A 24696-nucleotide genomic window follows, 5' to 3' on the forward strand; every position below is an offset into this window, starting at 1 on the left:
CTATAAGTCGATGCTTTGTCCAATTTCTAACAGCATTAAATCTTTTCCTTTTTGGAAGAATTTACGTTTGGCTTCTTCGTGATTAATTTCGATATAACCGAACGTATCGTAATGATAGCCTAATATTTTATCGCATTCTATAAAGTCTGAAGCGATAATGGCATCTTCCACATCCATTGTAAAATTACTTCCGATAGGCAAAATAGCCAAATCTAATTTGGTTCGCATCGGAATCAATTTCATATCCATTGATAGAGCCGTATCGCCTGCAATGTATATGTTTTTATGTTCGCCTTCAATTACAAATCCACCTGGTTGCCCACCATAACTTCCATCAGGAAAAGAGGAAGTGTGAATAGCATTTACATATTTGACATTCCCAAATTCGAAATCCCAACTTCCGCCGTGATTCATCGGATGATAATGAAACCCTTTATTTCCATAATGTGAAGCAATTTCATAATTAGATACAATTACTGCATCGGTTCGTTTGGCAATGGTTTCTACATCTAAAATATGGTCTTGATGTGCGTGCGTTAACAATATATAATCGGCTTCAATTTCGTCTATAGAAATATGAGATGCTTTTGCATTTCCTGTAATAAAAGGGTCTACCAAAATATGAATGTCATTGATTTGAATGCCCAAGCACGCGTGTCCGTAAAATGTTATTTTCATAGTTACTATTTTAGTGATGAGTAATTAGTTTAGAAAGACAAGAGTTAACCAAAATAAAAAACTTAATGCAAAGGTGCTTAACGCCACTTTTTTAAGTTCTGGGTCAAAATCTTCATAATTATCTGATTTTTTAACTTTTCCCATATGAGAAATAATAGGAATATTAATAATTAAAATGGGAATAAGAGAAGATTTAATTAGTAAAGAAAATATCATAAAACAAATCATTCCAATAACTAAAATAATTTCATGATATTTTTTAGCCCATTTCAATCCAAATTTTACCACTAATGTATTTTTATTTGCGATTCTATCATTCTCAATATCGCGCATATTATTTAAGTTTAATACAGCGGTGCTTAACATTCCTATCGCCGTAGCGGGAAGGAATAATTTAATATCGATACTTTGCGAGTATAAGAAATTACTTCCAACAACAGCAACCAATCCGAAAAAGATAAAAACAAAAACATCGCCAAAACCACTATATCCATAAGCGTTATTTCCAACGGTGTATTTTATGGCTGCGGCAATTGATGCTATTCCTAACACCAAAAAAGTAAACGAATACACAAAATTTTCTTGTCCGAAAGCGAAATAAATTAAAGCTACAGCTAAAACAAAGGCTATAACCGAGTTGATGATAATTGCCATTTTCATTTGGGCAGAAGTAATTTCACCAGAAGCTACTAAGCGTTTTTCACCAATTCTATTGGCATCTGTTCCTTTTATGCCATCGCCATAATCATTAGCAAAATTGGATAGTACTTGAAAAGACAATGTGGTGCATAATGCCAACACAAAAATAATCCATTCAAATGTATGTTGGTAATACGCATACGCACTTCCTACCAAAATTCCAGAAATAGAAAGAGGTAACGTTCGTAAGCGCGCCGCTTGAATCCAGGGTTGTATTGTGCTTTTCATTAAACTAAGAAAACGATTATTATTGTGATTACATTTAATGCCAAACTAAAATATGGAATCAAATTATTTTTGTTTTTGAATATTGTGTAGGTATTTAGTATTGGTAAAACAATAAAGAATATCATCATAGGCAGCCAAAGAATTTCATAAAGCACACCTAAAATAGCAATCTGATATACATCAATTGTTTTGTTAAGTAACCAATACAAAAGCATTGAAATACTTATAGTTAAAAGAATTTTTTTATTTGTAAACACTTTTTATTTTTCCTTTTTACTTATACCCTTAACCTAACACCTTTTACCCTACACCCACCTATGGAATGTACTTTTTCTCAAAATTTGGTTTGCGTTTTTCTAAGAAGGCGTTTCTACCTTCTACAGCTTCTTCACTCATGTAAGCCAATCGTGTAGCTTCACCAGCAAAAACTTGTTGTCCAACCATACCATCATCAGTTAAATTCATTGCGAATTTTAACATTCTGATAGACATTGGCGATTTTCCTAATATTTCTTGTGCCCAGTCGTAAGCGGTAGATTCTAATTCAGCGTGCGGAATTACAGCATTTACCATACCCATTTCGTAAGCTTCTTGTGCCGAGTAATTTCTTCCTAAAAAGAAAATCTCTCTTGCTTTTTTCTGTCCTACCATTTTAGCTAAATATGCCGAACCATAACCGCCATCAAAACTGGTTACATCAGCATCGGTTTGTTTAAAAATGGCGTGTTCTTTACTTGCTAAAGTTAAATCGCACACTACGTGCAAACTATGTCCGCCACCAACTGCCCAACCCGGCACCACAGCAATTACTGCTTTTGGCATAAAACGAATTAAACGTTGTACTTCTAATATATTCAATCGGTGATAGCCGTCTTCGCCTACATACCCTTGTTTGCCTCTTGCTTTTTGATCGCCTCCACTGCAAAAACTCCATATTCCGTCTTTTGAAGAAGGTCCTTCTGCAGATAATAAAACTACTCCAATAGAAGTGTCTTCATGCGCATCTTTAAAAGCATCTAATAATTCGGCAGTTGTTTTTGGACGGAATGCATTTCGCACCTCAGGTCTGTTGAAGGCAATACGCGCCACACCATCACATTTTTTATACGTGATATCTTCGTATTCTTTTACGATTTTCCAATTGATAGTTGACATTTTTAATAATTTTTTATCAAAAATACTTCAAAAATACTTTAATTTGCAAAAGCAGATGACATTTTTATAAAATCGTACTTAATTAATATTTTAAGAATGGTATTTGTCCTAAAAAAACAGCAAAACAATAGATGAAATACAAATCGGACTTTAGTAAAATTAATTTCTTTATACCCCTATTTCCTGCAGTACTCGTATCGCTAATTGCTTTTTTATCTGGAGATTCTATTGAAATGGTTTTGGCGCCTATTGGAATTCTAATTTTGTTTTTAAGTGTGTTAATTACAGTTACATTTTTCACTACGTATTACGAAATTCAAGAAAACCTATTGATTGTTTCTATGTTTTTTTACAAAACAAAAATTAAAATTTCAGAAATTAAAACCATAAAATATTCCAATTCAATAATCAAAACAAATTTTTACAAACCAGGCTTTCATCACAGAGGCATTGAGATTGTTTATCACAAATACGACGACATATTTATATCGCCAAATAATAGAGACCAATTTATTGAGCAGTTAATCGAACAAAATCCAACTATAGAAATCAGAAAATAATGAGAATACGCCTTTCCCTTTTATGCCTTACTTTATTCATACTATCTTGTAACAATAAATCATCCGAATTTTCAAAAAATAATGGAACACAAGATGATAAAAGCGACTTTTTTGTAGCATTCAACGAGTTAGATCCCGCGTATTGCGAGAAACAGAAAAACGAAATTAGTTACCAGTACAATAAATTAATTAACAAAGGTGATTTTTACGGTCAGTTTTTAGTAGCCAAAAACGGGAAAATCTTATTTGAAGATTACGAAGGATTTGCCTACAAAGAGAAAGACGATAAAAACGGAAAAAACAAGCCGTTACATATTGCCTCAGTTAGTAAAGTACTGACGGCAGCGGTAATTTTAAGAATGGTTGACCAAGAGAAAATCAGATTAGACGATAAAGTAACGAAATATCTTGACGGGTTTTATCACAAAGATATTACAGTAAGAATGCTTTTAAATCACCGAAGCGGCTTGCGTCATTACGGTTATTTTATTGAGCGTGATGTAAAATGGGACCGCTCTAATAGAATTACCAATCAAGACATTTTAAAACTTATAAATTCTGGGAAAATTCATTTAGAAAGCAAACCTGGAACGCGATTTGCGTATTGCAACACCAACTATTCGTTATTGGCGTTAATTATTGAAAAAGTATCTGGAATGCGTTATCATGAAGCCATGAATGAACTTCTTTTTAAACCACTAGGGATGAAAAATACGTTTGTTTTTGACTACGAAAAACACCACGACACCGTAAGTCAAACCTATAAATCAAATCGATTACGCTTGGCTTTTGACCATTTGGATTTGGTATATGGCGATAAAAACATTTATTCTACGGCACGCGATTTATTAAAATTTGACTTAGCCACCTATTCGGATAACTTTTTTAGCGAAAAACTAAAGAAAGAAATATTTAAAGGCTACAGCTACGAATCGAAAGGCGAAAAAAATTACGGATTGGGTATTCGTTTACGTGAATGGAAAGAAGCACCTACTCTGACCTATCATAACGGTTGGTGGCACGGCAATACCTCATCGTATATTACTCAAAAAACAGATACGGTAACCATTATTGCGTTGTCAAATAAAATGACTTACAATACCTATAAAACCAAGAAGTTTATTGCATTATTTAATCCTAAATATCCTATAAAATTAGATAATAGCGATGTTGGTGGTGCTAACGAATAATATTTACTTTTTTTATAAGAAAATTTGCTAATTTTGCAAAAAAAAGAAACCATGATTTTACCTATATACGGATATGGCGAAGCTGTTTTAAGAAAAGTTTGCGAAGACATTACACCAGAATATCCAAACTTAACCGAAACACTAAGCAACATGTATGAAACCATGTACAATGCTTATGGTGTGGGTTTAGCTGCGCCTCAAGTGGGCTTACCTATTCGCTTGTTTGTAATTGACACTACACCTTTTGCAGATAGCGATGATATTTCTAAAACAGAAGCAGAAGCATTAAAAGATTTTAAACAAACCTTTATTAATGCTAAAATATTAAAAGAAGAAGGTGAAATTTGGGGTTTCAACGAAGGCTGTTTGAGTATTCCAGATGTGCGTGAAGATGTTTTTAGACATGAAACCATTACTATTGAATATTTTGACGAAAATTTTGTAAAAAAGACCGAAACGTATAGCGGTTTAATCGCACGCGTTATTCAGCATGAATACGACCATATTGAAGGTATTTTATTTACTGACCACCTTTCTATGTTAAAGAAAAAATTGGTAGGAAAAAAACTGCAAAACATTATGGAAGGCAAAGCCAAGCCAGATTACAGAATGAAATTTGCCAATCTAAAAATCAAATAAATCCGACCTAAAAATTTTATGTTTTATTTTAGATTTTCAAATTGGAAAATCATTTTTTAAAATATATATTTGCTCACATTTAAATTATAACCCATGAGTTTTCAAAAAATATTAGCCATTTCTGGGAAACCAGGACTTTACGAATTAAAAGTACAAACCCGTTCTGGATTTGTGGCAGAATCTTTATTAGATGGTAAAAAAATTACTGTAGGACTAAGAAGTAATGTTAGTTTATTAACTGAAATTGCCGTGTTTACTTACAATGAAGAAGTAAAATTAATAGATATTTTTAAATCAATAGCTACCAAAGAAAACGGAGAAGCTACTATTTCGCACAAAGAAGCAGACGACAAATTAAAAAGTTATTTCCGTGAAATTTTACCAGAATATGACGAAGACCGTGTATACACTTCGGATATTAAAAAAATATTTAACTGGTATAATATTTTACAACCTAAAGGATATGTTACTTTAGACGCTTTAAATACAGATGTAAAAAAAGAAACCGCTGAATAAGCTTTTTCAATCAAAAAAACATAGTATATCCCATTCTTAATTTAGTTTGGGATATTTTTTTTAACTTTGACACAGGGGTTTTGGGTATTGGGTATAGGGTGAAAGGAAAAAGCTAAAAAGCTAATCGCTGAAAGCCATTAAATTTTGAACAACCAACAACGAATTTTGAATTTTGAAATAAAAGAATGAACACAAGAGCACAACAACTACAAGCCTTTGAAAGATTACTGGACATCATGGACGATTTACGTGAGAAATGTCCGTGGGATAAAAAGCAATCGTTAGAAAGTTTACGTCATCTTACCATTGAGGAAACGTATGAATTGGGTGATGCTATTTTAGACCACGATTTACCAGAAATTAAAAAAGAACTGGGCGATTTGTTACTACATATTGTGTTTTATGCCAAAATAGGTTCGGAAACAAATGATTTTGACATTGCCGATGTGGCGAATAGCATTTGCGAGAAGCTAATAGACCGTCATCCGCATATTTATGGCGATGTGGTGGTAGAAAACGAAGAACAAGTAAAACAAAATTGGGAAAAGCTGAAATTAAAAGAAGGCAGAACCTCTGTTTTAGAAGGTGTTCCGAAAAGCTTACCCGCTTTAGTAAAAGCCAGCAGAATACAAGACAAAGTAAAAGCCGTAGGATTCGATTGGGAAGAAACCCATCAAGTTTGGGAAAAAGTACAAGAAGAAATTGCCGAATTACAAGCGGAAATAGCGGCTAACAATCAAGATAAAATAGAAGCCGAATTTGGCGATGTGTTATTCTCTATGATTAATTACGCCCGTTTTTTAAACATCAACCCAGAAGACGCCTTAGAGCGCACCAACAAAAAATTCATCCACCGCTTTAAATATCTAGAAAGTAAAGCCACCGAATTAGGCAAATCGTTATCGGATATGACCTTAGCCGAAATGGATGTGTTTTGGGAGGAAGCGAAGAAGGTTTAGGGTTAAAGGTGAAGGGTGTTAGGTATGAGTGAAAATGATATAATTAATTAAACCTTTCCCAATTCTGAAAGTCTAAACTTAAATTTATTTACAGTTAGCAATCAAAAAAAAATATAGTATGAGAAACAAAATCCTTCTAATTAGCTTTATATGTTTTTTTATTTCTTGTAGTGATAGCGACGAAAATCCTGCTTCAAATTCAACTCCTATACCACCCGAAGAAGCAATGTATTTTCCCCCAAATACAGGTACTTGGGAAACCAAAACACCTGAAAGTTTGGGATGGAATACGGCAAACATTGCGGCTCTTGACGCCTACTTAATTGAAAAAAACTCAAAAAGTTTCATTGTATTACACAACGGAAAAATAGTTTTAGAAAAGTATTATAACGGGCATACTGCTACTACCCCATGGTATTGGGCAAGTGCTGGAAAAACATTAACCGCTACCGTTACAGGAATAGCGGCACAAGAAGGATTTTTAAACATTAACAACAAAGTATCTGATTATTTAGGAACGGGTTGGACAAGTGCCCCAATAGCTAAGGAAAACCTAATTACTTGCAAGAATTTATTAAGTATGAATTCTGGGTTAAACGATGCTTTGGGCGATACGGTTACACCCAATAATTTACAATACGTAGCCGATGCAGGTACCCGATGGGCGTATCATAATGTATATGTAAAATTACAAGATGTAGTAGCCACTGCCACCAACCAAACGTGGGACAACTATTTTAACAACAAATTACGCAACCCAATTGGGATGACAGGCGCTTGGGTAACCGATCCAACGGCATTAAGTGTCTATTGGAGCAACAGCCGAAGTATGGCGCGTTTTGGGTTACTGGCTTTAGCCAATGGCAATTGGAACGGGCAAACCATAATTAACCAACCATATCATACCTCAGCTACAAACACCTCGCAAAACATCAATATGGCATACGGCTATTTGTGGTGGTTAAACGGAAAAAGTAGCTTTCATCTTCCGCAAAGCCAATTGCAATTTAATGGTAGTATCATCACTACCGCTCCGGCAGATATGTATTGCGCATTAGGTAAAAACGACCAAAAAATTTACGTGGTGCCAAGTCGTAAATTAGTCATCATTCGAATGGGCGAAGCCGCAGACAGCAGTAACTTGGCCTTATCTAATTTTGATGAAGTGCTTTGGCAGAAGATTAATGCGGTGGTGAATTAGATTTTTTTAGTGGCTGAGTTTCTGAGTGGCAAAGTTTCAGAGTATCAGAGTGGCAAAGTATCAGAGTTGCAGAGTTGCAGAGTATAAACTTACACCTTATACCCTTCACCATTCACCATTCACCATTCACCCAACACCCTTCACCCAACACCCTTCACCCAACACCCTTAATCAACGAAAGTTATTAACAACTTAACCTCTCATTCCTTTATTTATAAAGGTTAAGACCTTTTGTAGAATAACTTCTACACAATAAATAGAACTTATTATTTTATCTTTGTAATGCAGGTCAGGATAGTGTTCCAGAGCATTTCCAAGAGGCAAAAATTTATTATTAATTTAATACAGTAAAATTATGAGTATTAAATTTAAGATTCTTCCGAAGAAGAATCCTCAGGACATAACAGCGCCTGAAAAGTATTATGCAACGTCGATTGCAAATGGTGAAACCACTTTAGAGTCGTTAGCCGAAATGATTGCGTATCAGTGTACCTTAACAGACACGGATTGTTACGCTGTTTTACGTTCATTAGAACGCAACATGCTAATGGAACTTAGCCAAGGCCGAATTGTAAAATTAGGGCACGTAGGTACGTTTCAAGTAAGCGTTAGCGCTAGCGGACAAGATTTTGAAGAAGATGTTACGGCAACGGACATTAAGAAAAGTCGCATCTTGTTTCGTCCAGCTAAAAAGCTGAAACAAATGTTAGGTACACTAAGTTACCAAAAAGCGAGCTAGTTACTCGTATTTGAGACTAAGTCTCTTTTGAAAGCCTCGATCGTTACCGCGTTCGGGGCTTTTTTTTGCGAAATATTTAGCTAAAATTGCACCGGTCGAGTGTTGTAACTCGACCTGACGAGTTGAAAAACTCGACTTGTTAAGTTGAAAAAAAGACCCAAACAAAATAAAAAGAGGAAAAACCGCTAAATTGAATAGAAATTCAGCGAAAAAACGCACCAAAAAGCGACTTGTTTTTGACAAAAAAGCATAAAAAAAGCTCAAAAAAATGGAGCTAGTTACCCGATTTTGAGCTAAATTTCTTTCGAAAGCCTCGAATAGTTACCGCTATTCGTATCGAAATTATGAGGTAAAATTACTACTAAAATAATTTATTACCAATAAAAAACATCAAAAATTTTTTTAGTAAAATGGAAAACCAAAAACTACAAACTGAAATTTCAGGTTATCAATTAATTCAAGTCATGAAATAAAAAAACAACACTACTCTAAAAGAGAGTACTACCAATTAAGATATTTCTTAAAATATTGATTGGCAAAGTTTGGTTTTTTTTGTAAGTTTGAACCACTTAAAAACCCCAACCTTAATGACCATTCAACAATACCTCGACAAAATAAACACCTTATACAAAACAGGAAACGCTCGTGAGCACTCTTACCGTGGCGACCTTCAAAACCTCATCATGGCTATATTGCCAGACGTTCTGGTAACCAATGAACCCGCTCGTGTGGATTGTGGTGCGCCCGATTATGTACTTACTCGTAAAGATGTTCCTATTGGTTACATCGAAGCTAAAGATATTGGGGTTGACTTAGCAAGTAAAACATTGAAAGAACAGTTTGACCGCTACAAGTCGGGTTTAACGAACTTAATCTTTACTGATTACATGGACTTCCACTTCTACAAAGAAGGGGAGTTTGTAACTAAAATAGCTATTGCAAAAATCGAAAACGGTGCGATTGTTCCTATGGTTGAAAATTTTGAAACCTTTACCAATTTAATAAAAAACTTTTCACTTACCGTTTCTCAAACCATTAAATCGCCTACAAAGTTGGCACAGATGATGGCGGGAAAAGCGAAGTTGATGGCGGACGTTATTGAAAAGTCTTTGAACTACGATGACCAAGCCGAAAACCGCTCACCGCTAAAGAACCAAATGCTGTCTTTTCAAAGTATGTTAATACACGATATAGATAACAAAGCATTTTCTGATATATACTCTCAAACGATAGCTTACGGAATGTTTGCGGCTCGATACCATGACCCAACTTTGCCCACTTTTTCAAGGCTTGAAGCGGCTGAGTTAATCCCAAAATCAAATCCGTTCTTGCGTAAGTTGTTTCAAGATATTGCGGGCTTCGATTTGGATAACCGTCTAGTTTGGATTGTTGACGAGTTGGTCAATATTTTCTTAGCCTCAGATGTGGCTCAGATCATGAAGAACTTTGGTAAAAGCACCAAACAGGAAGACCCTGTGGTACATTTTTACGAAACCTTTTTAGGGGAATACAATCCCGCATTGCGAAAAGCTCGTGGCGTTTGGTATACCCCGCAACCTGTGGTGAACTTCATTGTGCGTGCCGTTGACGATATTTTGAAAACCGAGTTTAATTTACCCCAAGGACTTGCCGACACAAGCAAAACCAAAGTAAAGGTTGACTACTATGGCAAAAAGATTGAAAAGGAAGTACACAAGGTGCAAATACTAGACCCCGCAACAGGAACAGGAACATTTCTTGCCGAGGTAGTGAAGCACATTTACAAGAAGTTTGAAGGACAACAAGGTATTTGGAGCAAGTATGTGACCAACGACCTTATCCCTCGCTTAAACGGCTTTGAATTGCTTATGGCGAGTTATGCCATGGCACACCTTAAAATGGATATGTTGCTCACCGAAACAGGTTACAAACCCACCGACGACCAACGTTTTAAAATATTTTTGACCAACTCGTTAGAAGAAGCCCACCAAGATAGCGGGACACTATTCAGTTCTTGGCTTTCAGACGAAAGTAACCAAGCCAACGAAATAAAACGAGATACACCTGTAATGGTTATTATTGGTAATCCTCCATATAGTGGTGAAAGTGCCAACAAAGGGCAATGGATAATGAACCTAATGGAAGACTATAAAAAAGAACCAGGAGGTAAAGAGAAGTTAAAGGAACGAAATCCAAAATGGATAAATGATGACTATGTTAAGTTCTTACGTTTTGGTCAACATTTCATCGAGAAAAATGGTGAAGGTGTTTTAGCTTTTATAAACCCTCATGGTTTTTTAGACAACCCAACTTTTAGAGGAATGCGTTGGCATTTATTGAAAACGTATGATAAAATTTATACCATAGATTTACACGGAAACAGTAAGAAAAAGGAAACTGCACCAGACGGAAGTGCAGACATCAATGTTTTCGATATTATGCAAGGCGTTTCAATTAACGTATTCGTAAAAACAGGTAAGAAAAAGAAAGACGAATTAGGTAATGTTTTTCATTATGATTTATTTGGAAAAAGAGATTTTAAATATGAATTTCTTTCTGAAAATTCTTTGAAAACGATTTTATTCAAAGAAATACCAAATATTGCTCCAAATTATTTTATGGTGCAAAAAGATTTTAATGCCAAAAGTGAATATGATAAAGGGTTTTCGGTAAATGAGTTGTTTATTATAAATGGTGTTGGATTAACTACGGCACACGATGAATTTGTTATTAATGAAAAAAATAATGATTTATTAGAATTTTATAAAAGATTCCAGTCTGCTCCAAGAGATGAAGAGTATTTGCATAAAGAATTTAATGTAAAGAAAAAAGAAGGATGGAATATTTTGCAAGGTTATGATAATATAAAAAATGAAACCGATTTATCAAAATTTATCAAACCAATTTCTTACAGACCTTTTGACAATCGTTTTGTTTTTTATGAAGATAAATTAGTTTGGCGTACTGTACGAAAAGTCATGCAACATTTTTTAAAAGGTGAAAATGTTGGGTTTGCAGGTATAAGGCACAACAAGGAGAAAGAGGAAATTGGTTATACTAGTGTATTTATTACAAAAAATATTGCAGAAGCTAGACTATCTGATAGATTTATTACAAATATTTTCCCCCTCTACCTTTACCCTGATGACAAAAACAAAGATTTGTTTGAAACTGGTCAAGAACGAACGCCTAATTTAAACATGGAAATCGTTAACCAAATGGCGGAGGGATTGGGTTTACAATTTGTACCTGAAAAAGACCTGTCAGGTCTCGAAAACTTGTCAGTTCTGCCTAAAATTTTTGCTCCAATAGACATTTTAGATTACATCTACGCCGTATTGCACAGCCCTAATTACAGAGAAAAATACAAAGAGTTTTTAAAAATAGATTTTCCTAGAGTGCCTTATCCTAAAGATAAAGAAACGTTTTGGCAATTGGTAAAATTAGGTGGAGAATTACGCCAAATACATTTATTAGAAAGCCCAACTGTAGAGAAGTACATTACGGGTTATCCCGAAGATGGTGACAACATGGTGAAAAAACCAACGTATAAAAACGGTCATGTATACATCAACGATACCCAATACTTTTCAAATTTACCCGAAGTAGCTTGGAACTTTTACATTGGCGGTTACCAACCCGCTCAAAAATGGCTAAAAGACCGCAAAGACCGTGAATTGAGTACCGAAGATATTTTTCATTACCAAAAAATCATCGTGGCACTAACGGAAACGGACAGGTTGATGAAGGAAATAGATTTGATTGAAATATAAATACTAAATACTGTCTCAAGCGAAGTGAGTTCATTTGTGGTAGATAGGTGGCTTCGAGAGCCTCAGCCACCTTATTGTTACCTGAGGCACTCGAAGGCAACAATTATAGAACTTCAAATCTAAACTTTAAGTTTTTTTTATAATTTTATATTTTGGCTACTCCTAAATTTTTAGTTTATTTGTTCATAGTAGTTGCTTCAGTGTTACAACTTTAGCAATTAAATTTAAAGGAATACGTATAAAAACTAAAATTTACAATATGAAACATCTGAAAAAAATCTTGTTTACCTTGTTTATAGTAGCGGTTGTGGTGAGTAGCGTAGTGGTTGCCAAAAACGATAATAAAAAGGAACCAACTAAAAAAGCATTGCAAAAACCACTTACGGCTGAAGAAATGAAAGCAGCACGTAAAAAATGGGAAGCTAGCCCAGATGGGATAGCATACAAAAAATGGGTAAACTCTCCAGAAGGTAAAAAAATAGATGCCAGTTACGAAAAAGTAAAAAAGCACTTTAAGGCGTTTAGTGATATGGAAGCAGTGGTTAAATCTGTTACGTTTCAACGTGAAAATGCACCATCTGATAGTCCAAAATGGCTTATCGTAGAAATTGAGGGCGAAACCTATATGATGCAATTTATTCCAAAGGAATTTGAGCTACTTAAAAGCTTAAAAGTAAACGATAAGTTACTAGTAAGAAGTCATAGCGCAGGATTTTCAAACAATCATCCGTATTTAATACTTTCTAGCGACTATATTGCAAAAGACAATAAAGTACTTTTTAAACGTGCAGTTAATAAAAATAACCGTTGTTAAATAGTTAAATAATGGCACAAATAAATCCCTACATCAACTTTAACGGAAACGCTGAAGAAGCATTTCTATTTTATAAATCTGTATTTGGTGGTGAATTTAGACAAGTAACTCGTTTCAAAGAAATGGAAAGTGCTGAATTTCCGATTCCAGAAAGCGAAGCAAACAAAATTATGCACATTACCCTTCCTATTGGGCAAAATGTGTTAATGGGAAATGATGTTCCTGAATTTATGGGAAAAGTAAATGAAAATGAAAACCGAAGTAAAATTGCCGTTAGTACAGAAAGCAAAGAAGAAGCCGACAAAATATTCAACGGACTTTCAGCTGGTGGTACTATAGAATTCCCTATTAGTGATAGTCCATGGGGTTCCTACTTTGGGATGTTTAGAGATAAATATGGTATTGAATGGTCGGTAGATTATGATACAAAGCATAATATATAAGCATAAAAAAAGGGTTTTCATCTAGTTTGAAAACCCTTTTTCTTTATCCTAATATCTGACTGGCGTGTACTTTGTTTTTAGTCAGAAGATTATAACGTGTTTAAATAATCTACCAGTTTTATTAAACTTAATTCATCACTGAAAGAAATCTTATTTTCTTTAATATATGTTTCTAGTATTTCTTTTTGAGTAGGAAAAAGTTTTACAAATTCATTTTTCTTAGTTGGAAACTCAGATATACCCTCTTTATTTCCCAAGAAAAACTTGCTTTTCTCGATGGCGTATTTTGCAGGTTTAGGTTCTCCATAATTTGAATTAGGAACATATTCTGGAACAAAAATCACTTTTTCTTTTTTGTATAAAGAGTATTTTGGGTTAGTCGATTTGGTAAGCAATACTAAATATCCATTAGTAATATCCTTCTCTTTATATGAAACATATTTATAAAATTTATTTGATAAAATAATTACACAAGAATCTATTTTATTTGCATAATACATTTTACCATCTTTCATGAATTCCATTTCATCACGGTAAGCATTGTATCGGATTGGAGGAGTAACTTCATCAACACAAGTAAATTGTGAAGGAAAAAATTTATCATCAATATACTGTGAACCTTCTACATTTGATTTAGAATTATCAGCAAAAGTAGCGTTAATCAATAATCGACCTGTATAACCTATTGCAAAACTTTTATTTTGGCTCCATAAATTGGTTGATACTACTAATAAAAATAAAAATGTGAATTTATTTGACATTGTTTTAGAAATTTAATTTAATCAAATATATTAAAAAATTTTAATTGTCCAATTAATTCCATGAAAACCCTTTTTCTTTATCCTAATATCTGACTGGCGTGTGCTTTGGTTTTCACATCTGTAATAACATCTGTAATAGTCCCGTTTTCGTCTATTACAAACGTAGTTCTATGGATACCATCGTACTCTTTACCCATAAACTTTTTTGGTCCCCAAACGCCAAAGGCTTCAATCACAGATTTGTCTTCATCTGCCAACAAGGCAAATGGGAAGCTGTATTTTTCTTCAAATTTCTTTTGTGCTTTGGCACTATCGGCACTCACGCCTAACAATTCGTAATTATTGGCTTGAAAGCGTTCGTAATTGTCTCGTAAATCACAAGCTTCGGCGGTACAACCCGGCGTATTGGCTTTCGGATAAAAGAAAACCACTAGTTTTTTTCCTTTATAATCGGCTAAAGTATGTTGTTTGCCGTTTTGGTCGGTTCCTGAGAAACTTGGTGCGCTATCGCCTACTTTTAAATGTGTCATGTTTTTGGGTTTGTTGTTTTTGGTTTTTGGTTTATTGTTTGTTGTTTATTGTTTGTTGTTTGGGGAATTTGGGTTTTGGAATTTGTTATTGATTTTGTTATTGATTTTGTTATTGATTTTGCTATTGCTTATTGTTATTGATTTTTGATATTGTTATTGCATTGATTAACTTTACCACATCAAATATACAAAAATGACTAAAAAAGAGCGTGCAACATTTGTTATAAATACGTTAAACGATTTGTATCCTGAAATTCCGATTCCTTTAGACCATAAGGATCCATATACCTTACTGATTGCTGTTTTACTATCGGCGCAATGTACCGATGTTCGTGTCAATCAGATTACACCCTTGTTATTTGCCAAAGCAGATAATCCATACGATATGATAAAAATGAGTGTGGAAGAAATTAAGGAAATCATTCGTCCTTGCGGATTATCGCCTATGAAATCGAAAGGCATTCACGGTTTATCGCACATCTTAATAGAAAAATACAACGGCGAAGTACCTCAAAGTTTTGAAGCATTAGAAGCCTTACCGGCAGTAGGACATAAAACCGCTAGCGTAGTGATGAGTCAGGCATTTGGAGTACCCGCATTTCCTGTAGATACACATATTCACCGATTATTATACCGTTGGAATTTAACGTCAGGTAAAAATGTAGTGCAAACAGAAAAAGATGCCAAAGCCATTTTCCCAAAAGAAACTTGGAACGAGTTGCATTTGCAAATTATTTGGTACGGCAGAGAATATTCCCCTGCAAGAGGTTGGGATTTAGAAAAAGATATCATTACTAAAACTATTGGACGAAAAACGGTTTTAAATGATTACCATAAAAAAAATGCTTCGAAATAGTTTCCGAAGCATTTTTAATCAATTTGCTATGCTCTCAAAAGTAAGATTTCCTACTTTAACCATTTTCATAGCCTGCGAATAACTCAATATTAAACTAACTACATTTTTACTGGGTTTCATTTCTTTAATTGATTGTCTTTTTTTAGCGTAAAGTTTTCCCATATACGAACTTAATTTTTTATTTATAGGATAACGCAAAACACAACACAATTATTGTATGAATTGTTTAATTCGTTAAAATAATATTATTTTTTTCTACGATTTTTCTCATGTTAATTACAGCATAACGCATTCTACCCAAGGCAGTATTGATGCTCACACCTGTAATTTCAGAAATTTCTTTAAAACTTAAATCTTCGTAAAAACGCATTTTTATCACTTCTTTCTGATCTTCAGGTAGTTGTTCTAAGATTTTTCTAACATCTAATTCTACTTGGTTTTCAATAAGTTGGTTTTCAATTGTCAAACTAGAATCGGTCATAAAATCAAAAATACTATATTCATCCGTTTCACGCTGATATGGCATTTTTTTATTATGTCTGAAATAGTCAATAACTAAATTAGAGGCAATACGCATTACCCAAGGCAGAAACTTACCTTCTTCATTATAGCCTTTGGTACGTAAGGTTTTAATTACTTTAATAAAGGTATCTTGAAAAATATCATCGCAAACCGAACGATCTGGAATTTTAGAATAAATAAATCCAAAGATTTTAGACTGGTGTCTTTCTATTAAAACTTGTAAAGCTGTTTCGTCTCCACTAATGTAGTTTTGCAATAAAATTGCGTCAGGAGTTTGTACTCTATTTGCCATAAATATACTTTTTAGATTTGGAACTAAAATTTTAAAAAAGTATTTTTATATTATAAGCAAATTGGTTTTAGGGGTTAATTAGTAGCAAATATAATGTTAAATATTTCTAAATACCAAATATAATTTAAAAATTTAACATTTTTAATGTACTAAAGTGAAAAAAGATGCGTTTAAAAAAGTGATAAACTACTGAGTTTATTGATATACTTTAATATAATCTAAAATGAATTTTTGTGGTAAAATAGAAGCATCAATTGTTGGACCGCCGAAATTTCCACCTATTGCCACATTAATAATAAAATAAAAAGGTTGGTTATATGGCCACGTATTTTCATCTTTTACTTCAGGTTGAAAGGTATATACTAACGCATCATCAACAAAAAAGGCTATTTTATCTTTCGTCCAATCAATGGCATACGTATGAAAACCTTCTTCTATAGTTGGGATTGTTGTTTTCTTTGTATTAATTGTATTTCCATGACTGGCTTGTGTATGTAATGATGTGAATACAATATCAGGTTGTTTACCTACATATTCTAAAATATCAATTTCGCCACATTTAGGCCAACCCACAGTAGAAATATTTTGACCCAACATCCAAAAAGCCGGCCATAATCCAGTACCAACTGGTAATTTTGCACGCGTTTCAATGCGTCCGTATTGAAATACTTTTTTATTTTGAGTAGTAATTCTTGTAGAAGTGTAGCTTTCGCCTTCTTTTGTTGCTTCAATAATTAAAAAACCATCTTTTAGTTCGTGATTTTTATTTGTATAGATTTGGGCTTCATTATTTCCCCAACCACATAAATTTGGGCAACCATTACCCAATTCGAAATTCCAAGTAGTTTCATCGAGTGTAGTGGTATTAAAATTTTCTTCCCACACCAATTTTCTTTTATCGTCTTGCGAAAATGAAAAATGACTAACTAAAAATAAAACAAGAAATAATCGCATGTTAATTGGTTTTTATAAATTCAAAATTAGCCTCAATTGTTTTGTCTGAGCTTCCTCCTACAAATACTTTGAAATCTCCTGCTTCAGTTTCCCATTTGTTGTTAGCCGTATAAAAGGCAAGCATTTCTTCTGTAATTGTAAAAGTAATAGTTTTGGTTTCGTTAGGCTGTAAGGCTACCATTTCGAATCCTTTTAATTCTTTAACTGGTCGAGTGGTACTACCAATAATATCTCTAATATACAATTGTACTACTTCTTTTCCTGCTACTGCACTATTGTTTTTTAATGATACTGTAACGTTTATATTTCCTCCTTGAGCTAATGTAGTAGTGCTTAATTTTAAATCTGAATACTCAAATTTAGAATAACTTAAACCGTGCCCAAAAGCAAAAAGTGGTGTATTTTTTTCATCTGAATAATGCGACCAAAATACACTTTCTGGTTCGTTCATTGTAGGGCGTCCAGTATTTTTATAATTATAATAAATTGGCACTTGCGCTACATTTCTTGGAAACGTCATAGGTAATTTTCCGCTTGGGTTGTAATCGCCATACAACACTTGAGCGATAGCATTTCCACTTTCTGTACCCAAATGCCAAGCTTCAACAATAGCAGGAATGTTTTCTGCAGCCCACGGAATAGCTAATGGACGACCGTTATTTAAAACCAAAACAATGTTTTTATTTACTTTATAAATGGCTTCTAATAATTCTTGTTGTACACCCGGTAAACCTAAGTCTGTTCTACTTCTACCTTCACCAGTTTGCAACCCGTGTTCTCCTAAAACCATTACTACAACATCTGCTTTTTTAGCTACATCAATAGCTTCTGCAAAACCTGATGTGTCAGTTGTATTTATGTGCGTTTCCCATACAAACTGAGTTCTCCCTTTTGTAAGATCGGCTCCTTTTACATAAGTAAGTTGGTTGTTTTTATATTGCTGCATACCTTCTAATACAGAAACAGCTGTATTGTCTTGTGCTGCGATACGCCAACTACCTAAAGGACTTGTTTTGTCTGTAGCTAAAGCACCAATTAAAGCAACTTTTTTACCCGATTGCGCTAATGGCAATAAGTTGTTTTCGTTCTTTAATAAAACAATTGATTTTTTCGCTACATCTAATACCGCATCATGAAATTCTTGTTTTCCTACCGTAGCTTTTTCATGCGCTTCATCGCAATATTTATATGGATTGTCAAATAAACCCAATTCGAATTTTACTTTAAGAATTCTTCTTGCGGCATCATTAATTAGATTTTCACTTACCTTTCCTTCTTTTACTAAAGCACTTAAATGTTCTACATACGCATACGATTCCATATCCATATCTGAACCAGCTTGAATAGCAATTTCTGCAGCATGTTTACTGTTTTTAGCATAACCATGAGGAATCATTTCAATAATAGAACCCCAATCAGATACTACAAATCCGTCAAAATTCCAGTTCTTTTTTAAGATATCTCTTTGAAGTAATTTGCTACCTGTTGCGGGAACACCATTTAGTTCATTGAAAGAATTCATAAACGTTTTTACACCTGCATCTACCGACGCTTTAAAAGGAGGTAAAATCACATTATGAAGTACCTCATCACTAACCATTACGGTATTGTAATCTCTACCGGCTTCTGCAAAAGCATAACCTGCAAAGTGTTTGGCACAAGCCAAAATGTTTTTATTTGTAGATAAATCACCTTGAAATCCGTTTACTCGGGCAGCAGCTATTTTACTACCTAAATACGTATCTTCTCCGGCACCTTCCATAACTCTACCCCATCTGGCATCTCTTGAAATATCAACCATTGGAGCAAATGTCCAGTTTATTCCTTCAGCAGCAGCTTCCTCTGCCCCTACTTGCGCTGATTTTTTAATGGCATCTAAATCCCAACTTGCGGCTTCCGCTAATGGAATAGGACTTATTGTTTTGTGACCATGAATGACATCGAAACCAAATAATAACGGAATGCCTAAACGGGTTTGTTCTACGGCAATTTTTTGTATCGCATAGACATCTTTTACCCCTTTTACATTTAACATAGAACCTACTAAACCATTTTTTAAATCGTTGTATTTTTTGGCAGCTTGTCCGTCTTTTGGAGCGGGTCCTGTAATTTCCCAAAAACCATTATACTGATTTAATTGTCCAATTTTTTCATCCAACGTCATGATACTCAAAAGTGAATCTACTTTTTGATCTAACGTTTTTGTTTTAGCAGAAAAGCTACCTTTCTTAGGAGTAGCACAACTGACAACCAATACACTGGCAATTAGGTAATATTTTATTGACTTAAAATCCATTGTTAAATTTAATGAGATAAAAAATGAATAACAAGAAGACATAAACACGTCTTCTTGTTATTACATAGTTTTATAAATATTATTGATATACTCTAACGTAATCTACTTCCATTGCTGATTGTGAAAACGCTGGGTCTATTGTACCACCAAAAGTACCTCCCATAGCTACGTTAAGTATCAAGAAGAAGTTTGCATTAAATGGTAAAGAACCTGAATTTGCTACCGTATGGAACAATACATTATCTACATATATTTTTATAGAATTAGGCGACCATACTGCTTTATAAACATGAAATTGAGTAGAAGCACCTGTAATCATGGTTGTATTTGTATTGGCATTTCCACCAAAGTTTCCAGGGTAATGTAATGAACCATGAATTTTATTTGGCTCATTTCCTTTGTGTTCCATAATATCAATTTCTCCACAAGCTGGCCAAGTATTGGTTGCATAATTTTCACCTAACATCCAAATAGCAGGCCATGTTCCACCACCTACTGGAAGTTTTGCTCTTACCTCAACTTTTCCGTATTTAAATTCGAATTTATTTTCAGATTTTAAACGTGCTGAAGTATAGTTAGAACCACTTAAATTTTGAGCTTTAGCAGTAATTTTTAAGCTACCACCTTGAACAATTACGTTATTTGAACTATTTGTGTAGTATTGTGCTTCGCCATTACCCCATCCGCCAGCGCCAATATCATATCCCCATTTGGCAGTATCAGGCGCACCGTCTGTATTAAACTCATCTGACCATACTAAGTTTGTATAATCTGTAATTGGATCTTGAACCGGTTGAATCGTAGTAAACGTATGGTACCAAGCTAAAGCTGGATTTCCACCCATTACCGCTCTTACAACCATTCTGTTATTAGTAATAGACATAATTTCATAAGAACTTTGTCCGATATAGTACCCCATAAATCCACCATCCGAGATATTTAACATCGTACCACGTGTTTGATTTGGAACATTATTTCCAACTACTAATGATTCAGATGGCGATAACGTAACTGTTTTTAAACCCGAAGTATCGTAAGAATAACATCCATCACTTGACGAAGTTGCACCTACTACACTATTGAAATCTTTGTTAAAGAATGTGCTTCCACCATTATCTAAAAGGAATTTTAATTGACCACCTACTAATGAGAAATGCAATACATTTTCATATAGACAGCTACTATCTGGACTTCCTGCTTTTTCCCAAGGGGCAGCTTGATACCAATGTGGGTAATAATTTTGAGTAGCATCAGTGCTATTAGGACCTACACCCAAGTGTCCTGGCTCTGAAGCAGACCAATACCAACTTTTTTGAGAACCTCCAGTTAAAAACTGAACCGCTTCTGCATCAGTAAAATCACTTCTAACTTGTAACGTTAAAGTAGTTGTAGTACTGACACCACCTTTACCTGAAGCAGTTACCGTAATAGTATACTCATTGGTTCCTGGCTGTGTAAAACGTTTCTGTAATTGTCCAGAAGGCGCATTTGCAGTAGTTCCATCACTAAATACATATTTATACGAAATGGCATTTGTAGCTGTAGCCACAAAATTAACCACACCTGAACCATCTCCATTTGGATTAACAGTGCTTGCACCCACAACAGTTGCTTGAACCGTTAAATTTGTTGGGGCTGATAAATCACCAAACACATTATCTTCTTCCTGACAGCTAAAAACTAAAAGTAGTGATAGCGCAACTAATATATTATTTACAATTGTTTTCATGTTTGATTATTTTTAGTTAGATAATTTAATGTCATCGAAATAATAAGTAGCTCCGTTTCCGGCATTACCGAAATCGAAAAACACTACTACTCTTTGATAATTATTAGCATTATTTATACCTGTGAAATTATAAGTTAATTCTTCCCAACCATTTGCTACTGTCGTAGTCGCATCTAATTCGGTATTAATTCCTGTTCCGTTTGCTAAGTTTTCTAATTTTAATTTTACTACAGCACCCGCTTGTGGCGACCATACTTTCATTTTAATTTTTTGCATTGTAGCAAAATTAATTGGACTACTTAATTCTATAAATGAACCTCCCCAAGTTTGGGCACCAGTCGCTTTTACAAATTTACCTACTTTAGTAGATGTATTAATACCAGAAACGTTTGGATTAGTAACAACTTCTGCAGATGCACCGCCAAAGTTTGTAAATGAATACGTTAAAGTAGTAGACTGGAACGTTAATGGTAATACTAAACTTTCTGCACCTGTAGTAAGTTCCACGTCGTCAAAATAATAATTTAGTCCCGTACCTGCGTTTCCAAAATTGAAAAACAATACTACTCTTTGGTAGTTATTCGCGTTATTTATACCTGTGAAATCAAAAACTAAATCTTCCCAAGCATTAGCAGTTGTGTTAATAACATCTACTTCTGTATTAATATTTGGATTGGCTAAATTTTCTAACTTCATTTTAACCGTAATACCAGATTGTGGCGACCATGCTTTGATTTTAATTTTTTGCATAGTAGCAAAATTAATTGGACTACCTAATTCTATAAATGAACCAGCCCATACTTCAGAACCAGTATTTTTTGTAAGTTTAGCTACTTTTGCACTTCCATTTACTCCATTAACATTTGGATTATTTACTACAGTAGTATTAGCACCACCAAAGTTGGTAAATGCATAATTTAATGTAGCCGATTCAAAGTTAATTGGCATTAAAACAGGATTACTAATCGTTACGTTTTGTTGGTACTCAGTTGTTGCAGCACCACCACTTAACGCTACTACTCTTACTGTAAAAGTTCCAACTGATGCGTACGTATGCGTTACAGTTTGACCTTCCATAAAGTCTTGCGGTACTTGATTTGGATTTTCACCCCAATACACTTGAAAGAACGTTTCTAAATTTGCAGTTGCTTGAGCTGTTATAGCCATATTATTACCAACAACTGGACTAATTGTAACATTTAAATTTGTAGGTGCTAAAAAAGACACCGTAAGTGATTGTGTAACTTCTGTTTTTTGTCCGTCTATAGCCATTGCTACAATTCGTACAGGAAAAACACCTTCTGTATACACATGATCAACTGAACTTCCTGGGCTTACAAAAGCAGGAGCAGTAGTTCCATCACCAAAATAAATTTCATATTGCGTGACACCTTCACCTTTTGGAATGATAGTTACTTTACCTGAATTATCTTGTTTAATTGTCATTAAAGCAGAAATATTAGTTGGCGCTTTCACACCTTCTAAATCTGTGCTGCTCTCATCAATTGTACAACCAAAAATGGTTAATACAAATAAGCTTAATACTAATTTTATATTTTTCATATCTATTGAATTTTAGTAGTTAGGGTTTTGTTGCCAATTTCCGTTTGAGAATTGAATTTCTTCTAATGGAATTGGAAATAAATCGTGTTTTCCAGGTACAAAACCAGTAATTGAAGTTGCTGCTTTATTAGTTCTTACTAAATCAAAGAAACGGTGTCCTTCACCCATTAGTTCTAATTTTCTTTCTGCCCAAATGAAATCTGTTAAAGCTGCTCCAGAAGCTGAAATATCGTGATTGTTATCTCCAAACGCTCTTCTTCTTACTAAATTTAAGTAGGTTCTTGCTTTAATGTCATTTCCACTTCTATTAAAAGCCTCAGCCGCCATTAACAACACATCAGCATAACGAATCGCTCTATAGTTGTTTGGATTGGTTAAGTTTTGGTCTCCAATATTTGTATCACCTTTACGTGCTAAATATTTTCTATTAAAAAATCCTGTATGTTTATATCCTTCACCATAAGAAGCGTTGTTTGCTGCCGCCCAAGTAACTATATTTAAAATGGCTACATCACGTCTGTTATCTCCAACTTCATAAGCATCATAAGACGCTTGAGTAGGAACATTAAAACTATACCCTCCATCAAAAAATGGTCCGCTATAATTTCTAATTCCGTTGAAACCTACCGCTACATTTCCTTTACTACATTGTAAACAATCAAAACTAGCACCTTGAGCATCCGTATATTGAATTTCAAAAACAGATTCTGAATTGTTTTCGTTGTTATTTTCGAAAATAGTATTGTAGTTACTTACCAAAGAATATGAATTACTTGTAATTACTTGATCTAATACTGTAGCGGCTTGTGAAAATTTATTTTGAAATAAATACGTTTTTCCTAAAAGCGCTTGTGCCGCTCCTTTAGTAACTCTTCCAACTTGAGGAGCTATTGGACTTAAATTATCAATTGCGAAAAGTAAATCTGCTTCAATAGCAGCATAAGAATCTGCAATAGAAGAACGTGGAATTGTTTTCTCATCATCTAATTCGAATCTTTTATCTCCTTTTAAAGGAATACCACCAAAGAACTTAACCAATTCAAATCGGAAATAAGCACGTAAGAAACGAGTTTCTGCAATGATTTGATTTTTTCCAGTAAAATCAATTTTATCTTTAAATTCTAAGATATAATTACAACGTTGTACACCAGCTGATGTCCAGTTCCACACATCTTTTAAGTTTCCATTAACAGGTGTATGAGTCATTTCATCAATTTGTTGAATTCCTAACACATCAGTAGCACTTTCACCTCCAGAAAGCGTATTATCTGAAGCGATTTCACCTAACATTACATTAATGTATGTAGAATTTAACATTTCGTATGCACCAATTAATGCATTATTATAATCTTGTTCTGAATTGAAATAATTTTCGGAATCAATAGTGTAAGGAGGATTTTCGTTAATAAAATCTTCTGAACATGAAACCGTAATGGCTGCAATTCCTGACAAGAATAAAACGGGTAATAAAATATATTTTTTCATTTTAATAATTTTAAAAATTAACATTAAATCCAAATGAATATGTTCTTGGAGTTGGATAAAAACCATAATCAATTCCACCTGATATAGGATTACCTGTATTTGCAGCTGGATCAAATCCTCTGTATTTTGAAAAAG

Annotated in this window: 22 protein-coding genes; 11 read left to right on the forward strand and 11 right to left on the reverse strand. The window is 34.1% G+C overall.

What is annotated here, in order from left to right:
* The 3 genes from ACIQZ1_RS04780 to ACIQZ1_RS04790 all read right to left on the reverse strand — a co-directional run bounded on the left by ACIQZ1_RS04780 (window position 1) and on the right by ACIQZ1_RS04790 (window position 2760).
* Window positions 1–678 (reverse strand): metal-dependent hydrolase, encoded by a 678-nt coding sequence (locus tag ACIQZ1_RS04780; protein WP_396159552.1) that lies wholly within the window; start codon window positions 676–678, stop codon window positions 1–3.
* 24 nt (window positions 679–702) lie between these two features.
* On the reverse strand, window positions 703–1605 hold the full coding sequence (menA, locus tag ACIQZ1_RS04785) for a 1,4-dihydroxy-2-naphthoate octaprenyltransferase (RefSeq protein ID WP_396159554.1): 903 nt from the start codon (window positions 1603–1605) through the stop codon (window positions 703–705).
* A gap of 315 nt (window positions 1606–1920) precedes the next feature.
* Window positions 1921–2760: a 1,4-dihydroxy-2-naphthoyl-CoA synthase gene (locus ACIQZ1_RS04790; protein ID WP_396159556.1), complete on the reverse strand. Its 840-nt coding sequence runs from the start codon at window positions 2758–2760 to the stop codon at window positions 1921–1923.
* A 131-nt stretch (window positions 2761–2891) separates the two neighbouring features.
* On the opposite strand from ACIQZ1_RS04790, the gene ACIQZ1_RS04795 reads away from it, so the two are divergent.
* The 10 genes from ACIQZ1_RS04795 to ACIQZ1_RS04840 all read left to right on the forward strand — a co-directional run bounded on the left by ACIQZ1_RS04795 (window position 2892) and on the right by ACIQZ1_RS04840 (window position 13573).
* Window positions 2892–3320: a PH domain-containing protein gene (locus ACIQZ1_RS04795; RefSeq protein ID WP_396159558.1), complete on the forward strand. Its 429-nt coding sequence runs from the start codon at window positions 2892–2894 to the stop codon at window positions 3318–3320.
* Window positions 3320–4510, forward strand: a complete 1191-nt coding sequence (locus ACIQZ1_RS04800) for a serine hydrolase domain-containing protein (RefSeq protein WP_396159560.1) — start codon at window positions 3320–3322, stop codon at window positions 4508–4510. Before ACIQZ1_RS04795 ends, ACIQZ1_RS04800 begins: the two co-directional genes overlap by 1 nt.
* 51 nt (window positions 4511–4561) lie before the next feature.
* The gene (def, locus tag ACIQZ1_RS04805) at window positions 4562–5149 is read left to right on the forward strand and encodes a peptide deformylase (protein ID WP_396159562.1); all 588 of its coding nucleotides are present in this window, start codon (window positions 4562–4564) and stop codon (window positions 5147–5149) included.
* Window positions 5150–5242: 93 nt separating this feature from the next.
* Window positions 5243–5665 carry a DUF5606 domain-containing protein gene (locus ACIQZ1_RS04810; protein ID WP_396159564.1) on the forward strand — a complete coding sequence of 141 codons (423 nt, stop codon included), beginning with the start codon at window positions 5243–5245 and terminating at the stop codon, window positions 5663–5665.
* Window positions 5666–5850: 185 nt separating this feature from the next.
* The gene (gene mazG, locus ACIQZ1_RS04815) at window positions 5851–6624 is read left to right on the forward strand and encodes a nucleoside triphosphate pyrophosphohydrolase (protein ID WP_396159566.1); all 774 of its coding nucleotides are present in this window, start codon (window positions 5851–5853) and stop codon (window positions 6622–6624) included.
* Between the two features lie 118 nt (window positions 6625–6742).
* Window positions 6743–7825, forward strand: a complete 1083-nt coding sequence (locus ACIQZ1_RS04820) for a serine hydrolase domain-containing protein (RefSeq protein ID WP_396159568.1) — start codon at window positions 6743–6745, stop codon at window positions 7823–7825.
* A gap of 355 nt (window positions 7826–8180) precedes the next feature.
* Window positions 8181–8564, forward strand: a complete 384-nt coding sequence (locus tag ACIQZ1_RS04825) for an HU family DNA-binding protein (RefSeq protein WP_396150118.1) — start codon at window positions 8181–8183, stop codon at window positions 8562–8564.
* A gap of 587 nt (window positions 8565–9151) precedes the next feature.
* A complete protein-coding gene (locus ACIQZ1_RS04830) occupies window positions 9152–12316 on the forward strand; it encodes a type ISP restriction/modification enzyme (protein WP_396159570.1) in 3165 nt (1054 codons plus the stop codon).
* Between the two features lie 259 nt (window positions 12317–12575).
* Complete coding sequence (locus ACIQZ1_RS04835; RefSeq protein ID WP_396159572.1) at window positions 12576–13130, forward strand: hypothetical protein; 555 nt, start codon at window positions 12576–12578, stop codon at window positions 13128–13130.
* A gap of 11 nt (window positions 13131–13141) precedes the next feature.
* Window positions 13142–13573 (forward strand): VOC family protein, encoded by a 432-nt coding sequence (locus tag ACIQZ1_RS04840; protein WP_396159574.1) that lies wholly within the window; start codon window positions 13142–13144, stop codon window positions 13571–13573.
* Between the two features lie 89 nt (window positions 13574–13662).
* On the opposite strand, the gene ACIQZ1_RS04845 is transcribed toward ACIQZ1_RS04840, so the two are convergent.
* Together ACIQZ1_RS04845 and bcp are read right to left on the reverse strand one after the other, a co-directional pair.
* Window positions 13663–14334 carry a hypothetical protein gene (locus ACIQZ1_RS04845; protein WP_396159576.1) on the reverse strand — a complete coding sequence of 224 codons (672 nt, stop codon included), beginning with the start codon at window positions 14332–14334 and terminating at the stop codon, window positions 13663–13665.
* A 77-nt stretch (window positions 14335–14411) separates the two neighbouring features.
* Entirely contained in the window at window positions 14412–14864 is a 453-nt protein-coding gene (gene bcp / locus ACIQZ1_RS04850) for a thioredoxin-dependent thiol peroxidase (RefSeq protein ID WP_396159578.1), read from the reverse strand.
* A 193-nt stretch (window positions 14865–15057) separates the two neighbouring features.
* Here bcp and nth point away from each other — a divergent pair, with 193 nt between their 5' ends.
* A complete protein-coding gene (gene nth / locus ACIQZ1_RS04855; RefSeq protein ID WP_396159580.1) occupies window positions 15058–15720 on the forward strand; it encodes an endonuclease III domain-containing protein in 663 nt (220 codons plus the stop codon).
* 226 nt (window positions 15721–15946) lie between these two features.
* Here the strand turns inward: nth and ACIQZ1_RS04860 are convergent, their stop codons facing one another.
* The 6 genes from ACIQZ1_RS04860 to ACIQZ1_RS04885 form a co-directional block, all read right to left on the reverse strand.
* Window positions 15947–16534: an RNA polymerase sigma factor gene (locus tag ACIQZ1_RS04860; RefSeq protein WP_396159582.1), complete on the reverse strand. Its 588-nt coding sequence runs from the start codon at window positions 16532–16534 to the stop codon at window positions 15947–15949.
* Between the two features lie 195 nt (window positions 16535–16729).
* Window positions 16730–17488 (reverse strand): family 16 glycosylhydrolase, encoded by a 759-nt coding sequence (locus ACIQZ1_RS04865; protein WP_396159585.1) that lies wholly within the window; start codon window positions 17486–17488, stop codon window positions 16730–16732.
* Between the two features lies 1 nt (window position 17489).
* Window positions 17490–19784, reverse strand: coding sequence for a beta-glucosidase BglX (gene bglX / locus ACIQZ1_RS04870; RefSeq protein ID WP_396159587.1), 2295 nt, complete (start codon window positions 19782–19784; stop codon window positions 17490–17492).
* 79 nt (window positions 19785–19863) lie between these two features.
* Entirely contained in the window at window positions 19864–21513 is a 1650-nt protein-coding gene (locus tag ACIQZ1_RS04875; protein ID WP_396159589.1) for a family 16 glycosylhydrolase, read from the reverse strand.
* 12 nt (window positions 21514–21525) lie between these two features.
* Entirely contained in the window at window positions 21526–23076 is a 1551-nt protein-coding gene (locus tag ACIQZ1_RS04880; protein WP_396159591.1) for a hypothetical protein, read from the reverse strand.
* Window positions 23077–23088: 12 nt separating this feature from the next.
* Window positions 23089–24561 (reverse strand): RagB/SusD family nutrient uptake outer membrane protein, encoded by a 1473-nt coding sequence (locus tag ACIQZ1_RS04885; RefSeq protein ID WP_396159593.1) that lies wholly within the window; start codon window positions 24559–24561, stop codon window positions 23089–23091.
* Between the last annotated feature and the right edge of the window lie 135 nt (window positions 24562–24696).

Origin of the sequence: Flavobacterium sp. (assembly GCF_044341185.1) — a bacterium.
Taxonomy (GTDB): domain Bacteria; phylum Bacteroidota; class Bacteroidia; order Flavobacteriales; family Flavobacteriaceae; genus Flavobacterium.